We start from the raw sequence: 18,447 nt of genomic DNA, 5'->3' as shown, positions 1-18,447 counted from the left end.
ATGCATATCAACATTGCCTGGCAGGACGTAGACACCGTTCTGCTGGATATGGACGGCACACTGCTCGACCTCGCTTTCGATAACTATTTCTGGCAAAAGCTGGTGCCCGAAACCTGGGGCGCGCAGAACGGTGTCACGCCACAAGAAGCGATGGAATATATGCGCCAGCAATATCACGACGTGCAGCATACGCTAAACTGGTACTGTCTTGATTACTGGAGTGAGCAACTGGGCCTGGATATTTGCGCGATGACCACCGAAATGGGGCCACGCGCCGTGCTGCGTGAAGATACCATTCCGTTTCTTGAAGCTCTGAAAGCCAGCGGCAAGCGGCGAATTTTGCTCACTAACGCCCATCCGCACAATCTGGCGGTAAAACTCGAGCATACCGGTCTGGACGCACACCTTGATTTATTACTTTCCACCCACACATTTGGTTATCCGAAAGAGGATCAGCGGTTATGGCATGCGGTGGCCGAAGCTACGGGTCTGAAAGCTGAAAGAACGCTGTTTATTGATGACAGCGAAGCGATTCTCGACGCTGCCGCGCAATTTGGTATTCGTTACTGCCTCGGCGTTACTAATCCCGACTCAGGGATTGCTGAAAAACAGTATGAGCGCCATCCGTCACTGAATGACTACCGCCGCCTGATCCCCTCGCTAATGTGAAGGAGACGCCATGAAAGAAAAACCTGCTGTTGAGGTTCGACTGGATAAATGGCTATGGGCCGCCCGTTTTTATAAAACCCGCACGCTGGCCCGCGAAATGATTGAAGGCGGTAAGGTGCATTACAACGGGCAGCGCAGCAAGCCGAGTAAAGTCGTCGAACTGAATGCCACGCTCACACTGCGCCAGGGAAATGACGAGCGAACAGTAATTGTGAAGGCGATTACTGAGCAGCGTCGCCCCGCCAGCGAGGCGGTCTTGCTGTATGAAGAGACTGCGGAAAGTGTAGAGAAACGCGAAAAAATGGCGCTGGCACGTAAACTTAATGCCTTAACCATGCCGCACCCGGACCGACGCCCGGACAAAAAAGAGCGCCGCGACCTGTTACGATTTAAACACGGCGACAGTGAATAACTGTCACCTGCAAGAGAGATGATTATGCCGCAACATGACCAATTACATCGCTATCTGTTTGAAAACTTTGCCGTGCGCGGCGAACTGGTAACCGTTTCGGAAACCCTGCAACAGATCCTTGAGAATCACGATTATCCGCAGCCGGTGAAAAACGTGCTGGCAGAACTGCTGGTCGCAACCAGCCTGCTGACCGCTACACTGAAGTTTGATGGTGATATCACCGTGCAACTACAAGGCGACGGCCCGATGAATCTGGCGGTCATCAACGGAAACAACAAACAGCAGATGCGCGGCGTCGCACGCGTGCAGGGCGAAATTCCAGAAAATGCCGATCTGAAAACGCTGGTCGGTAACGGTTATGTGGTAATTACCATTACGCCGAGCGAAGGCGAACGCTATCAGGGCGTCGTTGGTCTGGAAGGTGATACCCTGGCAGCTTGCCTGGAAGATTACTTTATGCGTTCTGAACAGTTGCCGACGCGCCTGTTTATTCGCACCGGCGAAGTAGATGGTAAGCCTGCCGCTGGCGGCATGCTGTTGCAGGTGATGCCTGCGCAAAATGCCCAGCAGGATGACTTCAATCACCTGGCGACACTGACCGAAACCATCAAAACCGAAGAACTGCTGACCTTACCGGCAAACGAGGTTTTGTGGCGTTTGTATCACGAAGAAGAAGTGACGGTTTACGATCCGCAGGATGTTGAGTTCAAATGCACCTGCTCGCGTGAACGTTGCGCCGACGCGCTGAAAACGCTGCCGGATGAAGAAGTAGATAGCATCCTGGCGGAAGAAGGCGAAATTGACATGCATTGTGATTACTGTGGTAACCACTATGTGTTCAATGCGATGGATATTGCCGGGATCCGCAACAACGCATCTCCGGCAGACCCGCAGGTTCATTAATTAGTAAATCCGGCAGAGACAACTCTGCCGGATTTTTTGTCTTAATAGCCTGATGCGCTGCGCTTATCAGGCCTACGGTATAAATCGCAAGTTATTGTAGGTCAGATAAGGCGTTCGCACCGAATCCGGCAAAAATCAGATGCGCGTTGTCACTCATTCAGATTCAAATCCAGCGTTTCACCATCCACCGTAAGATCGCGCCACGCTTTAGGCTTCGTCCCCAGTTTTCCCTCCTTCGCAGCAGTGAGTAATTTTTCTTTCGTTATTTCGCGCGGAAGTAAACTCATCGTAAGCTCTTGCCATTCTTTCTTGTCAGGATCAAAGCCATAAACAATATATCTTTCACTATTAAAAGCGAAAAGAATCCCCTCTGCCCTGCCATCACTATTCAGATCTTGCTCAACCAGTACACAGGCGTCTTTTTCAATACATATCATTGCGTTATAGAGATTTTTCATCACTGCCGACCAGAATGTCGCATCCGGTTTGCCAGAACCTGGGGCAATTAATACATTATCGGCTAATGCTTTTTCCGATATCCGCTGCTGAAGACGCTGGACTCCATCAAACGCCATAAGCAGACTCCGTCTGCGTTTCGGGTCTTTCATATACTCGACATCGCTTTTCAGCGACTCGAGCGCCGCACGTCCATAGCGACCGCTCTGTTCGAGCATGTAGATACTCACCTGGTCTGGCGTGTTTTTGCCGCTCTGATAACGCGCCATATGACTGTTCACGCTAATGCGCATACTGTCCAGCACTGGAGAATTAAGCAATACCAGTATCACCAGCACCAGCAACGAAACCGCAAGATTCACTTTACCCTGAAGAACAAGGGGATTTTGCCCTTTACGCCAGACAATACTGACAAAATATCCCAGCGACCAAACCAGTAACACCACCACAGCCAGCGCACCATGCAAGCGTTCGGCAGTCCAGCCGTACTGAGCAACCCGCAACCATAACGCCCAGGCGGCGATCAGCACATACAGCGGCGTAACCAGCAGAGCGGTTTTAATCAGGTAACGCAACGGGCCAGCCCAGGGAATTGATGCTTTTTGCGGATCGCGGACAACGGCCATTAAAAGCAGTTGCAAAAAGGCCAGCGTCAAAAGCAACCCGGCGGCAGAGATATGGCGAGAAATCGCATTCAGGCCCGCAAACGGCAGGGTGATAATAAACAGCAGCGTCAGCAATGACACCAACGGCAGTAAACCCGTGGCAATTAACGTGAACAACTTTTGAATTGAGTCAATTAAACGTGACTGTGTCCGCGCCAGGATCACCGCCAGCGCAGTAACCAGCCCCAGCGTAAGATAAATAAACCAGTCGGTTGAAAAAAAGAGCGTTTTGAAAAACGTGATGCCAACAAGTTTAAATAACTCACTCCACAGTAAAAGCACCAGCCACGTCAGGCCATTGGTGATAAAAATCACTAATAATACAAGTACGTTATGCCATACCGACTGGTAAAAATAGCTATAGCGGGTAATGTCATTGTGCACACGCAGGCTCTGTTGTATCCACGGCAGCAACATCACTCCCATCAACAGCAGATAACAACCAAAATCCCAAAGCGCCTTTTCCGCTCTCCAGGGACTCATGCCATCAATTTGCCACTTCAGCCAGCCGCTCATCCCGAGAGTGGCAATCAACACTATCGCCAACCATCCCCAAAGTCGCTTCTGTTTGAAGGACACCACGGTGAAGAGTAAAACAGATGAAAGCGCCAGGGTCGCAGGCACGCCATAGACAATCCAACTGTTATTTTTTCCGGCAAGCCAGGTTATCAGCAAGTAGCAAACCAGCCCCTGGAGTAATCCGGTAGCAACCATTCCCCAGCGTGTTACGGGTGAAAGTTCAACGTTGTCCATGTTGGTATCCAGATTCGAAAGGAGAGTTAATTATCGCATCCAGGCAGGACTAATTTGCTTTTTTCAGAAAATAATCAAAAAAAGTTAGCGTGGTGAATCGATACTTTATCTATTGAATTTTCATCAGTTTCATAAATGAATGCGATTACGCTCACAATATCCCTGCCATATAAACCAATTTTTAACCTTTTAAGAACATTTTCCACACCGGGAATGCTATTTCTGCGATAATAGCAACCGTTTCGTGACAGGAATCACGGAGTTTTTTGTCAAATATGAATTTCTCCAGATACGTAAATCTATGAGCCTTGTCGCGGTTAACACCCCCAAAAAGACTTTACTATTCAGGCAATACATATTGGCTAAGGAGCAGTGAAATGCGCGTTAACAATGGTTTGACCCCGCAAGAACTCGAGGCTTATGGTATCAGTGACGTACATGATATCGTTTACAACCCAAGCTATGATCTGTTGTATCAGGAAGAGCTTGATCCAAACCTGACCGGTTATGAGCGCGGGGTGTTAACTAACCTGGGTGCTGTTGCCGTCGATACCGGGATCTTCACCGGCCGCTCACCAAAAGATAAGTATATCGTCCGTGACGATACTACCCGCGATACCTTCTGGTGGGCCGACAAAGGCAAAGGTAAGAACGACAACAAACCTCTCTCTCCGGAAACCTGGCAGCATCTGAAAGGCCTGGTGACCAAACAGCTTTCCGGCAAACGCCTGTTTGTCGTTGACGCTTTCTGTGGCGCTAACCCGGACACTCGCCTTTCCGTGCGTTTCATCACCGAAGTGGCCTGGCAGGCGCATTTCGTCAAGAACATGTTTATTCGCCCGAGTGATGAAGAGCTGGAAGATTTCAAACCAGACTTTATCGTCATGAACGGCGCGAAGTGCACCAACCCGCAGTGGAAAGAACAGGGTCTGAACTCTGAAAACTTCGTTGCGTTTAACCTGACTGAGCGCATGCAGTTGATTGGTGGCACCTGGTACGGCGGCGAAATGAAGAAAGGGATGTTCTCAATGATGAACTACCTGCTGCCGCTGAAAGGCATTGCCTCCATGCACTGCTCCGCCAACGTTGGCGAGAAAGGCGATGTTGCGGTGTTCTTCGGCCTTTCCGGCACCGGTAAAACCACCCTTTCCACCGACCCGAAACGTCGCCTGATTGGCGATGACGAGCACGGCTGGGATGATGACGGCGTATTTAACTTCGAAGGCGGCTGCTACGCGAAAACCATCAAGCTGTCGAAAGAAGCAGAACCCGAAATCTACAACGCCATCCGTCGCGATGCGCTGCTGGAAAACGTCACCGTGCGTGAAGATGGCACTATCGACTTTGATGATGGTTCAAAAACCGAGAATACCCGCGTTTCTTATCCGATCTATCATATCGAAAACATCGTTAAGCCAGTCTCCAAAGCGGGCCACGCGACTAAAGTGATCTTCCTGACCGCAGATGCTTTTGGCGTACTGCCGCCGGTTTCTCGCCTGACTGCCGATCAAACCCAGTACCACTTCCTCTCAGGCTTCACCGCCAAACTGGCCGGTACTGAGCGTGGCATCACCGAACCGACGCCAACCTTCTCTGCCTGTTTCGGCGCGGCATTCCTGTCGCTGCACCCGACTCAGTACGCAGAAGTGCTGGTGAAACGTATGCAGGCGGCGGGTGCGCAGGCATATCTCGTTAACACCGGCTGGAACGGCACTGGCAAACGTATCTCCATTAAAGATACCCGCGCCATTATCGATGCCATCCTGAACGGTTCGCTGGATAACGCAGAAACCTTCACCCTGCCTATGTTTAACCTGGCGATCCCAACCGAGCTGCCGGGCGTAGACACGAAGATCCTCGATCCGCGTAACACCTACGCCTCTCCGGAACAGTGGCAGGAAAAAGCTGAAACGCTGGCGAAACTGTTTATCGACAACTTCGATAAATACACCGACACCCCTGCGGGTGCCGCGCTGGTCGCTGCTGGCCCGAAGCTGTAATCAGTTAAGTTAAGAGACAAAAGCCCCCGTTTCGCAAGATACGGGAGCTTTTTTATAGTAGAAAGGAAGCATCAATGAGCTACGATTTAATGGTGTTTGAACGTAGTGCAGCCCCACAAGATCTGGCTGTTTTTATGGAATGGTATGAGAAGCAAACTTCGTGGAGTGAACAACACGACTACAATAATTCAGAAATAAGCAGCCCCGCCCTTAGAAATTTTTACTCAACTCTGATTCAAACCTTCCCTAATTTAAATGGGCCGGATGCCCCCGATGACGAACAGTTCGATAAGCTGGATGAGTCAGGATTAGATGTTTATTTGACCGACTATTCAATTGGAAAAAATATTATCTATATGGCATTTAGCTGGTCTGTAGCAGATGACGCATTGAAAAAAGTTCGTGAAATAGCTCACCTTCATCAAGTTGGTTTTTGCAATGTAAGTAGCAATATGGAAGTTGAATAATCTTATCAACACGATGAGTCTATATTCTCGTGTTGTGAGCATAATGTATTAGAAGCGAAAAAAACGGGAGGCTCATCGCCTCCCATTTTTTTACCCTTCTTTTGTCGTGCCCTGCGCTCGCGTGACCGGTACAGGCAACCAGGCGCGAATGGAAAGCCCGCCTCGCTCGCTGGTGCCGAGCTCCAGCATCCCGTTATGGTTATCGATGATACGCTGCACAATTGCCAGCCCTAACCCCGTTCCGCTAATGGTGCGCGCGCTGTCGCCGCGGACAAACGGCTGGAATAAGTGCTTACGCTGCTCTGGTTCAATACCAGGACCATCATCTTCCACCTGGAACCAGGCGCGATTCGGCTCCGTACCGCTACTGACTTTAATCCAGCCATTGCCGTAACGGGCGGCGTTCACCACCATATTTGCCACTGCGCGTTTGATGGAGAGCGGATGCATTTTTACTTCAATGCTGCCCGGCTCAAGCGCGGTTTCAATTTCCCGCTCATAGCCACTTTCCGCAGCAATCACCTCACCAAGCACGGCATTAAGATCGGCCAACTCCATCGGCATCTCCTGCCCGGTGCGTAGATAGTCGATAAATTGCTCAATGATGGCATTGCACTCTTCGATATCCTTGTTGATCGATTCCGCCAGGTAGCCATCCTGCTCACTCATCATCTCCGTTGCCAGGCGAATACGCGTCAGCGGCGTGCGCAGGTCATGACTCACCCCTGCCATCAACAACGTGCGGTCATCCGCCAGTTGCTTGACGCCAGCCGCCATATGGTTGAAGGCACGGGTAACCGAACGCACCTCCGAAGCACCATATTCACGCAGCGGCGGAGGAATAATCCCCTTACCCACCTGCAAAGCCGCATGTTCGAGATCGACTAACGGTCGGTTCTGAATACGAATAAACAGCCACGCGCCGCCTATCGCCAACAGCATTATCGCCAGCGTATAGCGGAACAGCGGGGAGAAATCACCCTGATGAATTTCGGTCAGCGGCACACGCACCCAGATATTGGGCGACAGCCAGGTTTTCAGCCAGACGACAGGCGAGCTTTTGTTGACCTCGACGCGAACTTCCGTCGGACCGCCCAGTTGCTGCGCCATCTGATGGCTTAAGAATTCATAGTGTTGCGCCCAACGCAGCCCTGCCTCTTCGGCAGCTTCGTTGGAATAGAGAGAGATCCCCAGCTCACGGTAGATCTCCCGACGAAAAGCGGGAGGCACAACCAACTGCGTGCCGTCCTCCAGTTGCAGTTTGTCGGTCATCAACATACGTACTTCGTATGCGAGGACTTTATTAAACTGCTGAAGGCTCGGCAAAATCGCGAAGTTCAGTACCACCAGGTAAGTCGTCACCAGGCTGACGAACAGCAAGGTGACGATGAGCAATAACGTGCGGGCAAATGAACTTCGTGGCGAGAAGCGCAATCGCCTCATGCTTTAGAACCGTCCGGCACGAAGACGTAGCCCAGACCCCAGACGGTCTGAATGTAACGTGGGTGCGCCGGATCTTCTTCCACCATGCGGCGCAGACGCGAGATCTGCACGTCGATGGAGCGTTCCATTGCGGAATATTCACGTCCACGGGCAAGGTTCATCAATTTATCGCGGGAGAGCGGCTCACGCGGATGACTGACCAGCGCCTTCAGTACCGCAAATTCACCGCTGGTGAGCGGCATCGGCTCATCTTCACGGAACATTTCGCGCGTACCGAGGTTAAGTTTGAACTTACCGAAAGCAATTACCGCTTCTTCCTGCGACGGCGCGCCCGGCAACTCGTTCGCCTGACGACGCAGTACCGCACGAATACGAGCCAGCAGTTCACGTGGGTTAAACGGTTTCGGAATGTAATCGTCAGCGCCAATCTCCAGGCCAACGATACGGTCAACTTCTTCCCCTTTCGCCGTCACCATAATGATCGGCATCGGGTTACTCTGGCTACGAAGACGTCGGCAAATCGACAAGCCATCTTCACCAGGTAACATCAAATCCAGTACCATAAGATGGAAAGATTCACGGGTGAGCAGGCGATCCATCTGTTCTGCATTAGCGACGCTTCGAACCTGGAAGCCTTGTTCGGTGAGATAACGCTCCAGCAGCGCGCGCAGGCGCATGTCGTCATCGACCACCAGAATCTTGTAGTTCTCTTGCATTGTTTATACTCCCAAAGGTTCGCAACAATTTGTAAGCGTGTATTCTTAAAAAAGCTTACGTTCGTCACCAGCTAAATCTGGTATAAATTTCAGCCTAAATTGTTACAAAGCATATTAAACAGCAGTTTAAGTATACAATTTATTCGGCGGAACATTATTGATTCTGTTGATATGATCACGTTATACCCAATGTGCGCATTATCAAACAGACAAAGGGAATCAACGAGATGAAAACGCCCCTGATTACCCGGGAAGGGTATGAAAAACTCAAACAAGAGCTCAATTATCTCTGGCGTGAAGAACGCCCCGAGGTCACAAAAAAGGTGACCTGGGCTGCAAGTCTGGGCGACCGCAGCGAAAATGCTGACTATCAGTATAATAAAAAGCGCCTGCGTGAAATCGACCGCCGCGTGCGCTACCTCACTAAATGCATGGAAAATCTCAAAATCGTCGATTATTCCCCGCAGCAGGAAGGCAAAGTGTTCTTTGGCGCGTGGGTGGAGATTGAAAACGACGATGGTGTTACCCACCGTTTTCGTATCGTCGGCTACGATGAAATTTTTGGCCGTAAAGATTACATCTCTATTGATTCCCCAATGGCCCGCGCATTGCTGAAAAAAGAGGTTGGCGATCTGGCGGTGGTGAATACCCCTGCCGGGGAAGCGAGCTGGTATGTTAATGCCATCGAGTACGTGAAACCGTAAGGAAGAGTCTTAACCTCCTGCCGATGGCTGGCATTTTTGCCAGCCAGTCCGTATAACTATCCCCTGATTTTTGATCCGAAAAGATGAACTCAAACCATGATGAATGATTCGTTCTGCCGCATTATTGCGGGTGAAATTCAGGCGCGCCCGGAACAGGTTGAAGCCGCCGTTCGCCTGCTTGACGAAGGGAATACCGTGCCGTTTATCGCACGTTATCGTAAGGAAATCACCGGCGGTCTGGATGACACGCAGTTGCGTAATCTGGAAACGCGTCTGGGATATTTGCGCGAGCTGGAAGAGAGACGTCAAGCGATCCTCAAGTCCATTTCTGAGCAAGGTAAACTCACCGATGAGCTGGCGAATGCCATCAACGCCACTTTAAGCAAAACCGAACTCGAAGACCTCTATCTGCCCTATAAACCTAAACGCCGCACCCGTGGGCAAATCGCCATTGAAGCAGGTCTTGAGCCGTTAGCTGACCTGTTGTGGAACGATCCATCGCAAACGCCGGAAATTGCCGCTGCGCAATTTGTTGATGCTGATAAAGGCGTAGCGGATACCAAAGCCGCGCTGGACGGCGCGCGCTATATACTGATGGAACGTTTTGCCGAAGATGCCGCCCTGTTGGCGAAAGTGCGTGATTATCTGTGGAAGAACGCACATCTGGTCTCAACCGTAGTAAGCGGTAAAGAAGAGGAAGGGGCAAAATTTCGCGACTATTTCGATCATCACGAACCGCTGTCAACGGTGCCCTCTCACCGCGCGCTGGCGATGTTCCGTGGGCGTAATGAAGGCGTACTCCAGCTTTCGCTGAATGCCGATCCGCAGTTCGACGAGCCACCGAAAGAGAGCTATTGCGAACAAATCATTATGGATCACCTCGGCCTGCGCCTGAACAATGCTCCGGCGGATAGCTGGCGCAAGGGCGTGGTGAGCTGGACCTGGCGCATCAAGGTGCTGATGCATCTGGAAACCGAACTGATGGGCACCGTGCGCGAACGCGCAGAAGATGAAGCAATCAACGTTTTTGCCCGTAACCTGCATGATCTGCTGATGGCGGCTCCTGCCGGGCTGCGTGCGACGATGGGCCTCGATCCGGGTCTGCGTACCGGGGTAAAAGTAGCGGTAGTCGATGCGACCGGTAAACTGGTGGCAACCGACACCATTTATCCGCACACCGGGCAGGCCGCAAAAGCAGCGATGACCGTTGCTGCTCTGTGCGAAAAACATAACGTTGAACTGGTGGCGATTGGTAACGGTACGGCTTCCCGCGAAACCGAGCGTTTCTATCTCGACGTTCAGAAGCAGTTCCCGAAAGTGACGGCGCAAAAAGTGATCGTCAGCGAAGCAGGCGCATCGGTTTACTCTGCTTCCGAACTGGCAGCACAGGAGTTCCCGGATCTCGATGTTTCTCTGCGTGGCGCGGTATCTATCGCCCGTCGTTTGCAAGATCCGCTGGCGGAGCTGGTGAAAATCGATCCGAAATCCATCGGCGTGGGTCAGTATCAGCATGACGTCAGCCAGACACAACTGGCTCGCAAACTGGATGCAGTGGTGGAAGACTGCGTAAACGCCGTTGGCGTCGATCTCAACACCGCTTCTGTTCCGCTGTTAACTCGCGTGGCGGGTCTGACGCGCATGATGGCACAAAACATCGTTGCCTGGCGCGATGAGAATGGGCAATTCAAAAACCGTCAGCAATTGTTAAAAGTTAGCCGTTTAGGGCCTAAAGCCTTCGAGCAGTGTGCGGGCTTCCTGCGTATTAACCACGGCGATAACCCGCTGGACGCGTCTACCGTTCACCCGGAAGCCTATCCGGTGGTCGAACGCATTCTGGCGGCAACGCAACAGGCACTGAAAGATCTGATGGGTAACAGCAGCGAACTGCGTAACCTGAAAGCCTCTGACTTTACCGATGAGAAATTCGGTGTGCCGACGGTAACCGACATTATCAAAGAGCTGGAAAAACCGGGTCGCGACCCGCGTCCGGAATTTAAAACCGCTCAGTTTGCCGATGGCGTCGAGACAATGAACGACCTGCAACCGGGTATGATCCTCGAAGGTGCAGTCACCAACGTCACCAACTTTGGCGCGTTTGTCGATATCGGCGTACATCAGGACGGTCTGGTTCACATCTCTTCCCTGTCGAATAAGTTTGTGGAAGATCCGCACACCGTGGTGAAAGCGGGTGACATTGTGAAGGTGAAAGTGCTGGAAGTGGATCTCCAGCGTAAACGTATCGCCCTGACCATGCGTCTGGACGAACAGCCTGGTGAAACCAATGTCCGTCGTGGCGGCGGTAACGATCGTCCGCAAAACAACCGCCCGGCAGCAAAACCGCGTGGCCGTGAAACGCAGCCTGCCGGTAACAGCGCGATGATGGATGCGCTGGCAGCAGCAATGGGTAAAAAGCGTTAAACACTATGACTGGCCTACGGTTCAGCTTTGCACGGGTTCGTAGGCCAGATAAGGCGTTCACGCCGCATCTGGCAATAAACGCCTTAACTGACATAAAAGTGCCGGAGAACATCTCCGGCATTTGAGATTGCTGACAAACTCGCTTACGGGTCAAAACAGGCACAACTTTCCCCCCTCTCCCTAGCCCTCTCCCCGATGGGGCGAGGGGACCGTCCGTGCACTTGCCTGGCTCCGGTATTTTTATTCCACAGCCAAAACCACAATATATTCCGCTAATATTTATCACATCATTAACAACTGAAACCTTAATTAAACATCAAGCCGCCCTAATAATTCGTCACTCGAATTTTATTTTGACCAAGATATAACCTTGAGCCACATCAACATTGGCGCAAATTATTATCTAAACCAACATTCGCACACATTTTAAGTATTGCTGATAGAAACCATTCTCATTATCATTGTGCTGTTGATTATTTAATCTCTCCTTCGTTGGCGAATCATCTGGTCTCATGTCGCTGTCAAACGCCCCATGAGGTAGTTAACCAGTTTTACTCTAAATAATTCGAGTTGCAGGAAGGCGGCAAGTGAGAGAGTCCCCAGGTACTTACTCCAGTAAGTAACTGGGGTGAGCGACCGAAGCCGCAGCACATGCAATTTGAATTATGACGAGTATAGCGAGAAACAAGTAGGCACCTATGCAATACACCCCAGATACTGCGTGGAAAATCACTGGCTTTTCCCGTGAAATTAGCCCGGCATATCGTCAGAAGCTGCTTTCTCTTGGCATGTTACCTGGCTCCTCTTTTAATGTGGTGCGCGTCGCTCCACTCGGTGATCCTATTCATATCGAAACCCGTCGTGTAAGCCTGGTATTACGGAAAAAAGATCTGGCCTTATTAGAAGTGGAAGCGGTTTCCTGTTAATACGGTGAGAATAACAATGAAAAAATTAACCATTGGCTTAATTGGTAATCCAAATTCTGGCAAGACAACTTTATTTAACCAGCTCACCGGGGCTCGTCAGCGTGTAGGAAACTGGGCTGGTGTTACCGTCGAACGTAAAGAGGGCCAGTTCACCACTACCGATCATCAGGTCACCCTGGTGGATCTGCCCGGCACTTATTCTCTGACCACCATCTCTTCGCAGACTTCGCTGGATGAGCAAATCGCCTGTCACTACATTTTAAGCGGCGATGCCGATCTGCTGATTAACGTGGTGGATGCGTCTAACCTTGAACGTAACCTTTACCTGACGCTGCAACTACTGGAGCTGGGTATTCCGTGCATCGTGGCGCTGAACATGCTCGACATTGCCGAGAAGCAAAATATTCGCATTGAAATTGATGCCCTGGCGGCGCGTCTTGGCTGCCCGGTGGTTCCACTGGTCTCCACTCGTGGTCGTGGTATTGAAGCGCTGAAACTGGCAATTGACCGCTACAAAGCCAACGAGAATGTAGAACTGGTGCATTACGCCCAACCGCTAATCAATGAAGCCGACGCACTGGCGAAAGTGATGCCGTCCGACATCCCGCTGAAACATCGCCGCTGGCTGGGTCTGCAAATGTTGGAAGGCGATATTTACAGCCGCGCCTACGCTGGTGAAGCATCGCAGCATCTGGATGCTGCTCTCGCCCGTCTGCGTAATGAGATGGACGATCCGGCGCTACACATTGCCGATGCGCGTTACCAGTGTATTGCCGCCATCTGTGATGTGGTGAGCAACACCCTGACGGCAGAACCCAGCCGTTTCACCACTGCCGTAGATAAAATCGTGCTTAACCGATTCCTTGGTCTGCCGATTTTCCTCTTTGTGATGTACCTGATGTTCCTGCTGGCTATCAATATCGGCGGGGCGCTACAACCGCTGTTTGACGTCGGTTCCGTGGCGCTGTTTGTACATGGTATTCAGTGGATTGGTTACACACTCCACTTCCCGGACTGGCTGACTATCTTCCTCGCCCAGGGCCTGGGTGGTGGCATTAACACCGTTCTGCCACTGGTGCCGCAAATTGGCATGATGTACCTGTTCCTCTCCTTCCTGGAAGACTCCGGATATATGGCGCGTGCGGCGTTTGTGATGGACCGTCTGATGCAGGCGTTGGGATTACCGGGTAAATCTTTTGTGCCATTGATTGTTGGCTTCGGTTGTAACGTGCCGTCGGTGATGGGCGCGCGAACCCTTGATGCACCGCGTGAACGCCTGATGACCATCATGATGGCTCCATTTATGTCCTGCGGCGCACGTCTGGCAATCTTCGCGGTATTTGCGGCTGCGTTCTTTGGGCAGAACGGCGCGCTGGCTGTGTTCTCACTGTATATGCTGGGTATCGTGATGGCTGTGCTGACTGGCCTGATGCTCAAATACACCATCATGCGCGGTGAAGCGACGCCGTTTGTCATGGAGTTGCCGGTATACCACGTACCACACGTTAAGAGCCTGATTATCCAGACCTGGCAGCGTCTGAAAGGTTTCGTTCTGCGCGCCGGTAAAGTGATTATCATCGTCAGTATTTTCCTGAGTGCCTTCAACAGCTTCTCGCTAAGCGGGAAAATCGTCGACAACATCAACGACTCAGCGCTGGCTTCTGTCAGCCGTGTGATCACCCCGGTCTTCAAGCCGATTGGTGTACATGAAGATAACTGGCAGGCAACGGTTGGCCTGTTCACGGGTGCCATGGCGAAAGAAGTGGTGGTGGGTACGCTCAACACCCTCTACACCGCAGAAAATATTCAGGACGAAGAGTTCAATCCGGCGGAATTCAACCTTGGTGAAGAGCTGTTCAGCGCGGTAGATGAAACCTGGCAGAGTCTGAAAGACACCTTTAGCCTTAGCGTACTGATGAACCCAATTGAAGCCAGCAAAGGCGACGGTGAAATGGGCACCGGGGCGATGGGCGTGATGGATCAAAAATTCGGTAGCGCGGCAGCAGCTTACAGCTATCTGATTTTTGTCCTGCTGTATGTACCGTGCATCTCGGTAATGGGCGCCATCGCTCGTGAATCAAGCCGTGGCTGGATGGGCTTCTCCATCCTGTGGGGGCTGAATATCGCTTACTCGCTCGCCACCTTGTTCTATCAGGTTGCCAGCTACAGCCAGCACCCAACCTACAGTCTGGTGTGCATTCTGGCGGTGATCCTGTTTAACATCGTGGTCATTGGCCTGCTGCGTCGCGCGCGTAGCCGGGTTGATATCGAACTGCTGGCAACGCGCAAATCGGTAAGCAGTTGCTGCGCAGCCAGCACCTCTGGCGATTGCCACTAAGGATACGGCAATGGCTTCGCTCATCCAGGTGCGTGATTTGCTGGCGTTACGGGGCCGTATGGAAGCGGCCCAAATCAGCCAGACGCTGAACACTCCACAACCGATGATTAACGCAATGCTGCAACAACTGGAAAGTATGGGCAAAGCCGTGCGGATTCAGGAAGAACCTGACGGCTGCCTCTCCGGCAGTTGCAAAAGCTGCCCGGAAGGAAAAGCCTGTCTGCGTGAGTGGTGGGCGTTGCGTTAACATTGTTCCACCACCTGTTTTGAAAAGCCCGGTATGCGTTTGCTACCGGGCTTTTTTGCGTGCCACTTTCCATAAAAATGCAACTCTTGCAGCACGACGTAAATTCCTCTGAAAGAGTCTCGCAGGGATGAAAACTGGCTAATGCACAGGTGTGGAGTGGCGCGTAGAGTCGCGGCATTCAAACAACAGGTGAAGGAACGCCATGAGCAAAAAGCAGAGTTCCACCCCACACGATGCACTGTTCAAACTCTTTTTACGCCAACCGGACACGGCGCGCGATTTTCTTGCGTTCCATTTACCGGCCCCCATTCACGCGCTCTGTGATATGAAAACCCTCAAGCTGGAGTCGAGCAGTTTTATTGATGACGATCTGCGTGAAAGCTACTCTGACGTGCTGTGGTCGGTGAAAACCGAGCAAGGACCAGGATACATCTATTGCCTGATTGAACATCAAAGCACCTCAAACAAACTGATCGCATTTCGCATGATGCGTTACGCCATTGCCGCAATGCAAAATCACCTGGATGCCGGATACAAAACGTTGCCGATGGTGGTGCCGTTGTTGTTTTACCATGGTATTGAAAGCCCCTATCCCTATTCGCTGTGTTGGCTGGATTGTTTCGCCGATCCCAACCTGGCCAGGCAACTTTACGCCTCTGCATTTCCGCTGATTGATGTCACCGTCATGCCTGATGATGAAATCATGCAACACCGACGCATGGCGCTGCTGGAGTTAATTCAAAAACATATTCGTCAACGCGACCTGATGGGACTGGTAGAGCAAATGGCCTGCTTATTAAGTAGTGGATACGCTAATGACAGACAAATCAAAGGGCTGTTTAATTACATACTACAAACAGGCGATGCGGTACGTTTTAACGATTTTATCGATGATGTGGCCAAACGTTCACCGAAACACAAGGAGAGTTTAATGACTATTGCGGAAAGATTGCGGCAGGAGGGACATCGTCAAGGGGTACAACAAGGTGTACAGCAAGGTGTACAGCAAGGACGACGCCTGGAAGCCCTGGATATTGCCCAAACGATGCTGAAAGCGGGTATCCCCCACGAAGACATAATCTTATTTACCAGCCTGACGATGGAGGAGCTTAAAGAAATTATCCATTGATAAAAAAAAGGAGAGTTTAATGACTATTGCAGAAAGATTACGGCAACAAGGAGGAGCCATGATCGTTACTATCCCACGAGATCTTGCCACCGCTCCTGGCTGGTCACCGGGCACAGAGATTACCGTGGAGAAAAAAGGCGATAGCGTTAATTTGCGCGCCACAGAGCACAAGCCGCGTGGGCGTCTTACCGTCGCGCAATTGTTGAGCCAGATCGATGAAAGCGAAATTACGGAGCTAAATCAGTCGACAGAAGGATGGGCAGAAGGGAAAAAAGGTAATGAAGCATGGTAAAGGCACGGACGCCACATCGTGGTGAGATCTGGTATTTTAACCCTGCTCCGGTTGCCGGGCATGAACTTCGGGGTCCACATTATTGCATTGTGGTAACAGACAAAGAACTCAACAATGTCTTAAAAGTTGCTATGTGCTGTCCGATTTCAACAAAGGCAAATGCAGCACGTTCCACAGGGGTGACGGTGAACGTCCTCCCCCATGATACGCAAACCGGTAACCTGCATGGCGTTGTGCTTTGTCACCAGCTAAAAGCTGTCGATCTTATTGCCCGTGGCGCTAAATTTCATACCGTTGCCGATGAAACATTGATTAGTAAGGTACTCGGTAAACTGGTAAATTTAATCGACCCACAATAATTTGCCCTTACTTACCACCTACACCCTCTGCTTCAACGCCACCAGCAGGTGACAAAACTCATCCGGATGCGAAATAAACGGCGCATGAGCCGCTTTGGCGAAGATATATGATTTGCTGTGAGGCCATAGTTCATCCAGCATTGGCACTACTTTGCGCGGCACCAGACCGTCAAGATAGCCATATAAGCGCAAAAACGGCATTTGTACGCTTTGCAACGGCTGACGGAGATCGACCGTTTTCAGAATTTCCAGCCCACCATTAAGCACGTCAACCTCCGGCATCGGTAACGCCAGAACGGTTTTCTTCAGCGCTCGCGCATCCTGACGCGCCGTTTCCGTGCCCATCGTTTGTAGTGCAAGGAACCGTTCCACTGTACGCTGAAAATCTTCACTTAGCTGCTGCTGAAAACCCGCCAGCACGTCCGGTTTTATCCCCGGCCACTCATCACGAGCACTGAAACACGGTGACGAAGCTACGGTAACCAGCGCCTGAACACGCTCGGGATGGGTTAACGCAATCTGACTTGCCACCAGCCCCCCCAGACTCCAGCCCAACCAGATGGCTTTATTCGGTGCCCGTTGCAGCACGCATTCCGCCATGTCAGAAAGCGACATCGCGCCATATCCCTGGCTGCGCCCGAAGCCAGGCAGATCAACAAGATGCAGCGTAAAATGCGAGCTGAGTTCCTCATCGATGCAACGCCACACTTCGGCATTCAGTCCCCATCCGTGCAACAGCACAAGATGAACATTCCCCTGACCTTTGGTCTGCCACCAGATGTTATTCATCCGCTATTGTTCTCTTTTGACTCACAAGGATGAATATATGCTAACAGTACCGGGATTATGCTGGCTATGCCGAATGCCGCTGGCGTTAGGTCATTGGGGAATCTGTTCTGTCTGCTCCCGCGCCGCACGTACACATAAAACGTTATGCCCGCAGTGTGGATTACCGGCTTCACACTCACATCTTCCCTGCGGTCGCTGCCTGAAAAAACCGCCACCGTGGCAAAGACTGATCACTGTTGCCAACTATGCACCTCCATTAAGCCCGCTCATTCACCAGCTTAAGTTTTTGCGACGTAGTGAAATCGCCAGCGGCCTGTCACGTCTGTTACTATTAGAAGTCTTACACGCCCATCGGACTACCGGATTACAACTGCCGGATCGTATCGTCAGTGTTCCGTTATGGCAGCGCCGCCACTGGCGTCGGGGATTCAATCAAAGCGATTTGCTGTGCCAGCCTTTATCGCGCTGGCTGCACTGCCAATGGGATAGCGACGCCGTCACGCGTATAAGAGCCACTGCGACCCAGCATTTCCTCAGTGCCCGGCTGCGCAAGCGCAACCTGAAAAATGCCTTTCGCCTTGAATTGCCCGTGCAAGGTCGCCATATGGTGATTGTGGATGATGTCGTTACCACCGGAAGTACCGTCGCAGAGATTGCGCAGTTGCTTTTACGCAATGGTGCGGCGACAGTCCAAGTCTGGTGCCTTTGTCGAACCTTGTAGAGCCTCGATGATGGGCGTATTATAACCAACTAAAATAGTC

At 51.5% G+C, this 18,447-nt stretch carries 18 protein-coding genes; 14 read left to right on the top strand and 4 right to left on the bottom strand.

The genetic code is table 11. The features are described 5' to 3' along the window. Genes yrfG through hslO form a run of 3 tightly spaced genes read left to right on the top strand, consistent with a single transcriptional unit; the run spans position 1 to position 1,984 of the window. Positions 1–669, top strand: a complete 669-nt coding sequence (gene yrfG, locus A1WG_RS11385) for a GMP/IMP nucleotidase (protein ID WP_000547898.1) — start codon at positions 1–3, stop codon at positions 667–669. Positions 670–679: 10 nt separating this feature from the next. Beyond that, positions 680–1,081 (top strand): ribosome-associated heat shock protein Hsp15, encoded by a 402-nt coding sequence (hslR, locus tag A1WG_RS11390; RefSeq protein WP_001517229.1) that lies wholly within the window; start codon positions 680–682, stop codon positions 1,079–1,081. 24 nt (positions 1,082–1,105) lie between these two features. After that, positions 1,106–1,984, top strand: coding sequence for an Hsp33 family molecular chaperone HslO (hslO, locus tag A1WG_RS11395; RefSeq protein ID WP_001517230.1), 879 nt, complete (start codon positions 1,106–1,108; stop codon positions 1,982–1,984). A gap of 149 nt (positions 1,985–2,133) precedes the next feature. On the opposite strand, the gene A1WG_RS11400 is transcribed toward hslO, so the two are convergent. Then, positions 2,134–3,858: a DUF4153 domain-containing protein gene (locus A1WG_RS11400; protein ID WP_001517231.1), complete on the bottom strand. Its 1,725-nt coding sequence runs from the start codon at positions 3,856–3,858 to the stop codon at positions 2,134–2,136. 377 nt (positions 3,859–4,235) lie between these two features. Between A1WG_RS11400 and pckA the strand changes: the two genes are divergently transcribed. Beyond that, positions 4,236–5,858, top strand: coding sequence for a phosphoenolpyruvate carboxykinase (ATP) (gene pckA, locus A1WG_RS11405; RefSeq protein ID WP_001517232.1), 1,623 nt, complete (start codon positions 4,236–4,238; stop codon positions 5,856–5,858). A 74-nt stretch (positions 5,859–5,932) separates the two neighbouring features. Continuing rightward, entirely contained in the window at positions 5,933–6,325 is a 393-nt protein-coding gene (locus A1WG_RS11410) for a hypothetical protein (protein ID WP_001517233.1), read from the top strand. A 90-nt stretch (positions 6,326–6,415) separates the two neighbouring features. Here A1WG_RS11410 and envZ read toward each other — a convergent pair whose 3' ends face one another. Further along, positions 6,416–7,768: a two-component system sensor histidine kinase EnvZ gene (envZ, locus tag A1WG_RS11415; RefSeq protein WP_001253702.1), complete on the bottom strand. Its 1,353-nt coding sequence runs from the start codon at positions 7,766–7,768 to the stop codon at positions 6,416–6,418. Beyond that, positions 7,765–8,484: an osmolarity response regulator transcription factor OmpR gene (gene ompR, locus A1WG_RS11420; RefSeq protein WP_001157751.1), complete on the bottom strand. Its 720-nt coding sequence runs from the start codon at positions 8,482–8,484 to the stop codon at positions 7,765–7,767. Before ompR ends, envZ begins: the two co-directional genes overlap by 4 nt. A gap of 227 nt (positions 8,485–8,711) precedes the next feature. Between ompR and greB the strand changes: the two genes are divergently transcribed. The 8 genes from greB (at position 8,712) to A1WG_RS11460 (ending at position 16,897) form a co-directional block, all read left to right on the top strand. Next, positions 8,712–9,188, top strand: a complete 477-nt coding sequence (gene greB, locus A1WG_RS11425; RefSeq protein ID WP_001517234.1) for a transcription elongation factor GreB — start codon at positions 8,712–8,714, stop codon at positions 9,186–9,188. A gap of 96 nt (positions 9,189–9,284) precedes the next feature. Then, entirely contained in the window at positions 9,285–11,606 is a 2,322-nt protein-coding gene (locus tag A1WG_RS11430; protein ID WP_000980770.1) for a Tex family protein, read from the top strand. A 698-nt stretch (positions 11,607–12,304) separates the two neighbouring features. Next, entirely contained in the window at positions 12,305–12,532 is a 228-nt protein-coding gene (gene feoA / locus A1WG_RS11435; RefSeq protein ID WP_001200455.1) for a ferrous iron transporter A, read from the top strand. Between the two features lie 16 nt (positions 12,533–12,548). Next, a complete protein-coding gene (gene feoB, locus A1WG_RS11440; protein ID WP_000737036.1) occupies positions 12,549–14,870 on the top strand; it encodes a Fe(2+) transporter permease subunit FeoB in 2,322 nt (773 codons plus the stop codon). A 10-nt stretch (positions 14,871–14,880) separates the two neighbouring features. After that, positions 14,881–15,117, top strand: coding sequence for a [Fe-S]-dependent transcriptional repressor FeoC (feoC, locus tag A1WG_RS11445; protein WP_000157586.1), 237 nt, complete (start codon positions 14,881–14,883; stop codon positions 15,115–15,117). Positions 15,118–15,319: 202 nt separating this feature from the next. Further along, the gene (gene rpnA, locus A1WG_RS11450) at positions 15,320–16,246 is read left to right on the top strand and encodes a recombination-promoting nuclease RpnA (protein ID WP_000039070.1); all 927 of its coding nucleotides are present in this window, start codon (positions 15,320–15,322) and stop codon (positions 16,244–16,246) included. A 19-nt stretch (positions 16,247–16,265) separates the two neighbouring features. Then, positions 16,266–16,538: an AbrB/MazE/SpoVT family DNA-binding domain-containing protein gene (locus A1WG_RS11455; RefSeq protein WP_001517235.1), complete on the top strand. Its 273-nt coding sequence runs from the start codon at positions 16,266–16,268 to the stop codon at positions 16,536–16,538. Then, positions 16,532–16,897 carry a type II toxin-antitoxin system PemK/MazF family toxin gene (locus A1WG_RS11460; protein ID WP_001517236.1) on the top strand — a complete coding sequence of 122 codons (366 nt, stop codon included), beginning with the start codon at positions 16,532–16,534 and terminating at the stop codon, positions 16,895–16,897. Before A1WG_RS11455 ends, A1WG_RS11460 begins: the two co-directional genes overlap by 7 nt. 18 nt (positions 16,898–16,915) lie before the next feature. Here the strand turns inward: A1WG_RS11460 and bioH are convergent, their stop codons facing one another. Further along, positions 16,916–17,686: a pimeloyl-ACP methyl ester esterase BioH gene (bioH, locus tag A1WG_RS11465; RefSeq protein WP_001060066.1), complete on the bottom strand. Its 771-nt coding sequence runs from the start codon at positions 17,684–17,686 to the stop codon at positions 16,916–16,918. A gap of 37 nt (positions 17,687–17,723) precedes the next feature. Between bioH and gntX the strand changes: the two genes are divergently transcribed. Beyond that, positions 17,724–18,407 (top strand): DNA utilization protein GntX, encoded by a 684-nt coding sequence (gene gntX / locus A1WG_RS11470; RefSeq protein WP_001517237.1) that lies wholly within the window; start codon positions 17,724–17,726, stop codon positions 18,405–18,407. Positions 18,408–18,447 lie beyond the last annotated feature (40 nt).

Origin of the sequence: Escherichia sp. KTE96 (assembly GCF_000408525.1) — a bacterium.
Classification (GTDB): domain Bacteria; phylum Pseudomonadota; class Gammaproteobacteria; order Enterobacterales; family Enterobacteriaceae; genus Escherichia; species Escherichia marmotae.
This window is presented reverse-complemented; position numbering and strand designations above follow the sequence as displayed.

Bases quoted from the DNA above. Each gene is read 5' to 3' on its own strand.
- rpnA (WP_000039070.1), top strand. From the start codon at position 15,320: ATGAGCAAAAAGCAGAGTTCCACCCCACACGATGCACTGTTCAAACTC.
- A1WG_RS11400 (WP_001517231.1), bottom strand. From the start codon at position 3,858: ATGGACAACGTTGAACTTTCACCCGTAACACGCTGGGGAATGGTTGCT.
- A1WG_RS11460 (WP_001517236.1), top strand. From the start codon at position 16,532: ATGGTAAAGGCACGGACGCCACATCGTGGTGAGATCTGGTATTTTAAC.
- A1WG_RS11410 (WP_001517233.1), top strand. From the start codon at position 5,933: ATGAGCTACGATTTAATGGTGTTTGAACGTAGTGCAGCCCCACAAGAT.
- bioH (WP_001060066.1), bottom strand. From the start codon at position 17,686: ATGAATAACATCTGGTGGCAGACCAAAGGTCAGGGGAATGTTCATCTT.
- feoB (WP_000737036.1), top strand. From the start codon at position 12,549: ATGAAAAAATTAACCATTGGCTTAATTGGTAATCCAAATTCTGGCAAG.
- feoC (WP_000157586.1), top strand. From the start codon at position 14,881: ATGGCTTCGCTCATCCAGGTGCGTGATTTGCTGGCGTTACGGGGCCGT.
- gntX (WP_001517237.1), top strand. From the start codon at position 17,724: ATGCTAACAGTACCGGGATTATGCTGGCTATGCCGAATGCCGCTGGCG.
- feoA (WP_001200455.1), top strand. From the start codon at position 12,305: ATGCAATACACCCCAGATACTGCGTGGAAAATCACTGGCTTTTCCCGT.
- hslO (WP_001517230.1), top strand. From the start codon at position 1,106: ATGCCGCAACATGACCAATTACATCGCTATCTGTTTGAAAACTTTGCC.
- hslR (WP_001517229.1), top strand. From the start codon at position 680: ATGAAAGAAAAACCTGCTGTTGAGGTTCGACTGGATAAATGGCTATGG.
- envZ (WP_001253702.1), bottom strand. From the start codon at position 7,768: ATGAGGCGATTGCGCTTCTCGCCACGAAGTTCATTTGCCCGCACGTTA.
- A1WG_RS11430 (WP_000980770.1), top strand. From the start codon at position 9,285: ATGATGAATGATTCGTTCTGCCGCATTATTGCGGGTGAAATTCAGGCG.
- ompR (WP_001157751.1), bottom strand. From the start codon at position 8,484: ATGCAAGAGAACTACAAGATTCTGGTGGTCGATGACGACATGCGCCTG.
- yrfG (WP_000547898.1), top strand. From the start codon at position 1: ATGCATATCAACATTGCCTGGCAGGACGTAGACACCGTTCTGCTGGAT.
- A1WG_RS11455 (WP_001517235.1), top strand. From the start codon at position 16,266: ATGACTATTGCAGAAAGATTACGGCAACAAGGAGGAGCCATGATCGTT.
- pckA (WP_001517232.1), top strand. From the start codon at position 4,236: ATGCGCGTTAACAATGGTTTGACCCCGCAAGAACTCGAGGCTTATGGT.
- greB (WP_001517234.1), top strand. From the start codon at position 8,712: ATGAAAACGCCCCTGATTACCCGGGAAGGGTATGAAAAACTCAAACAA.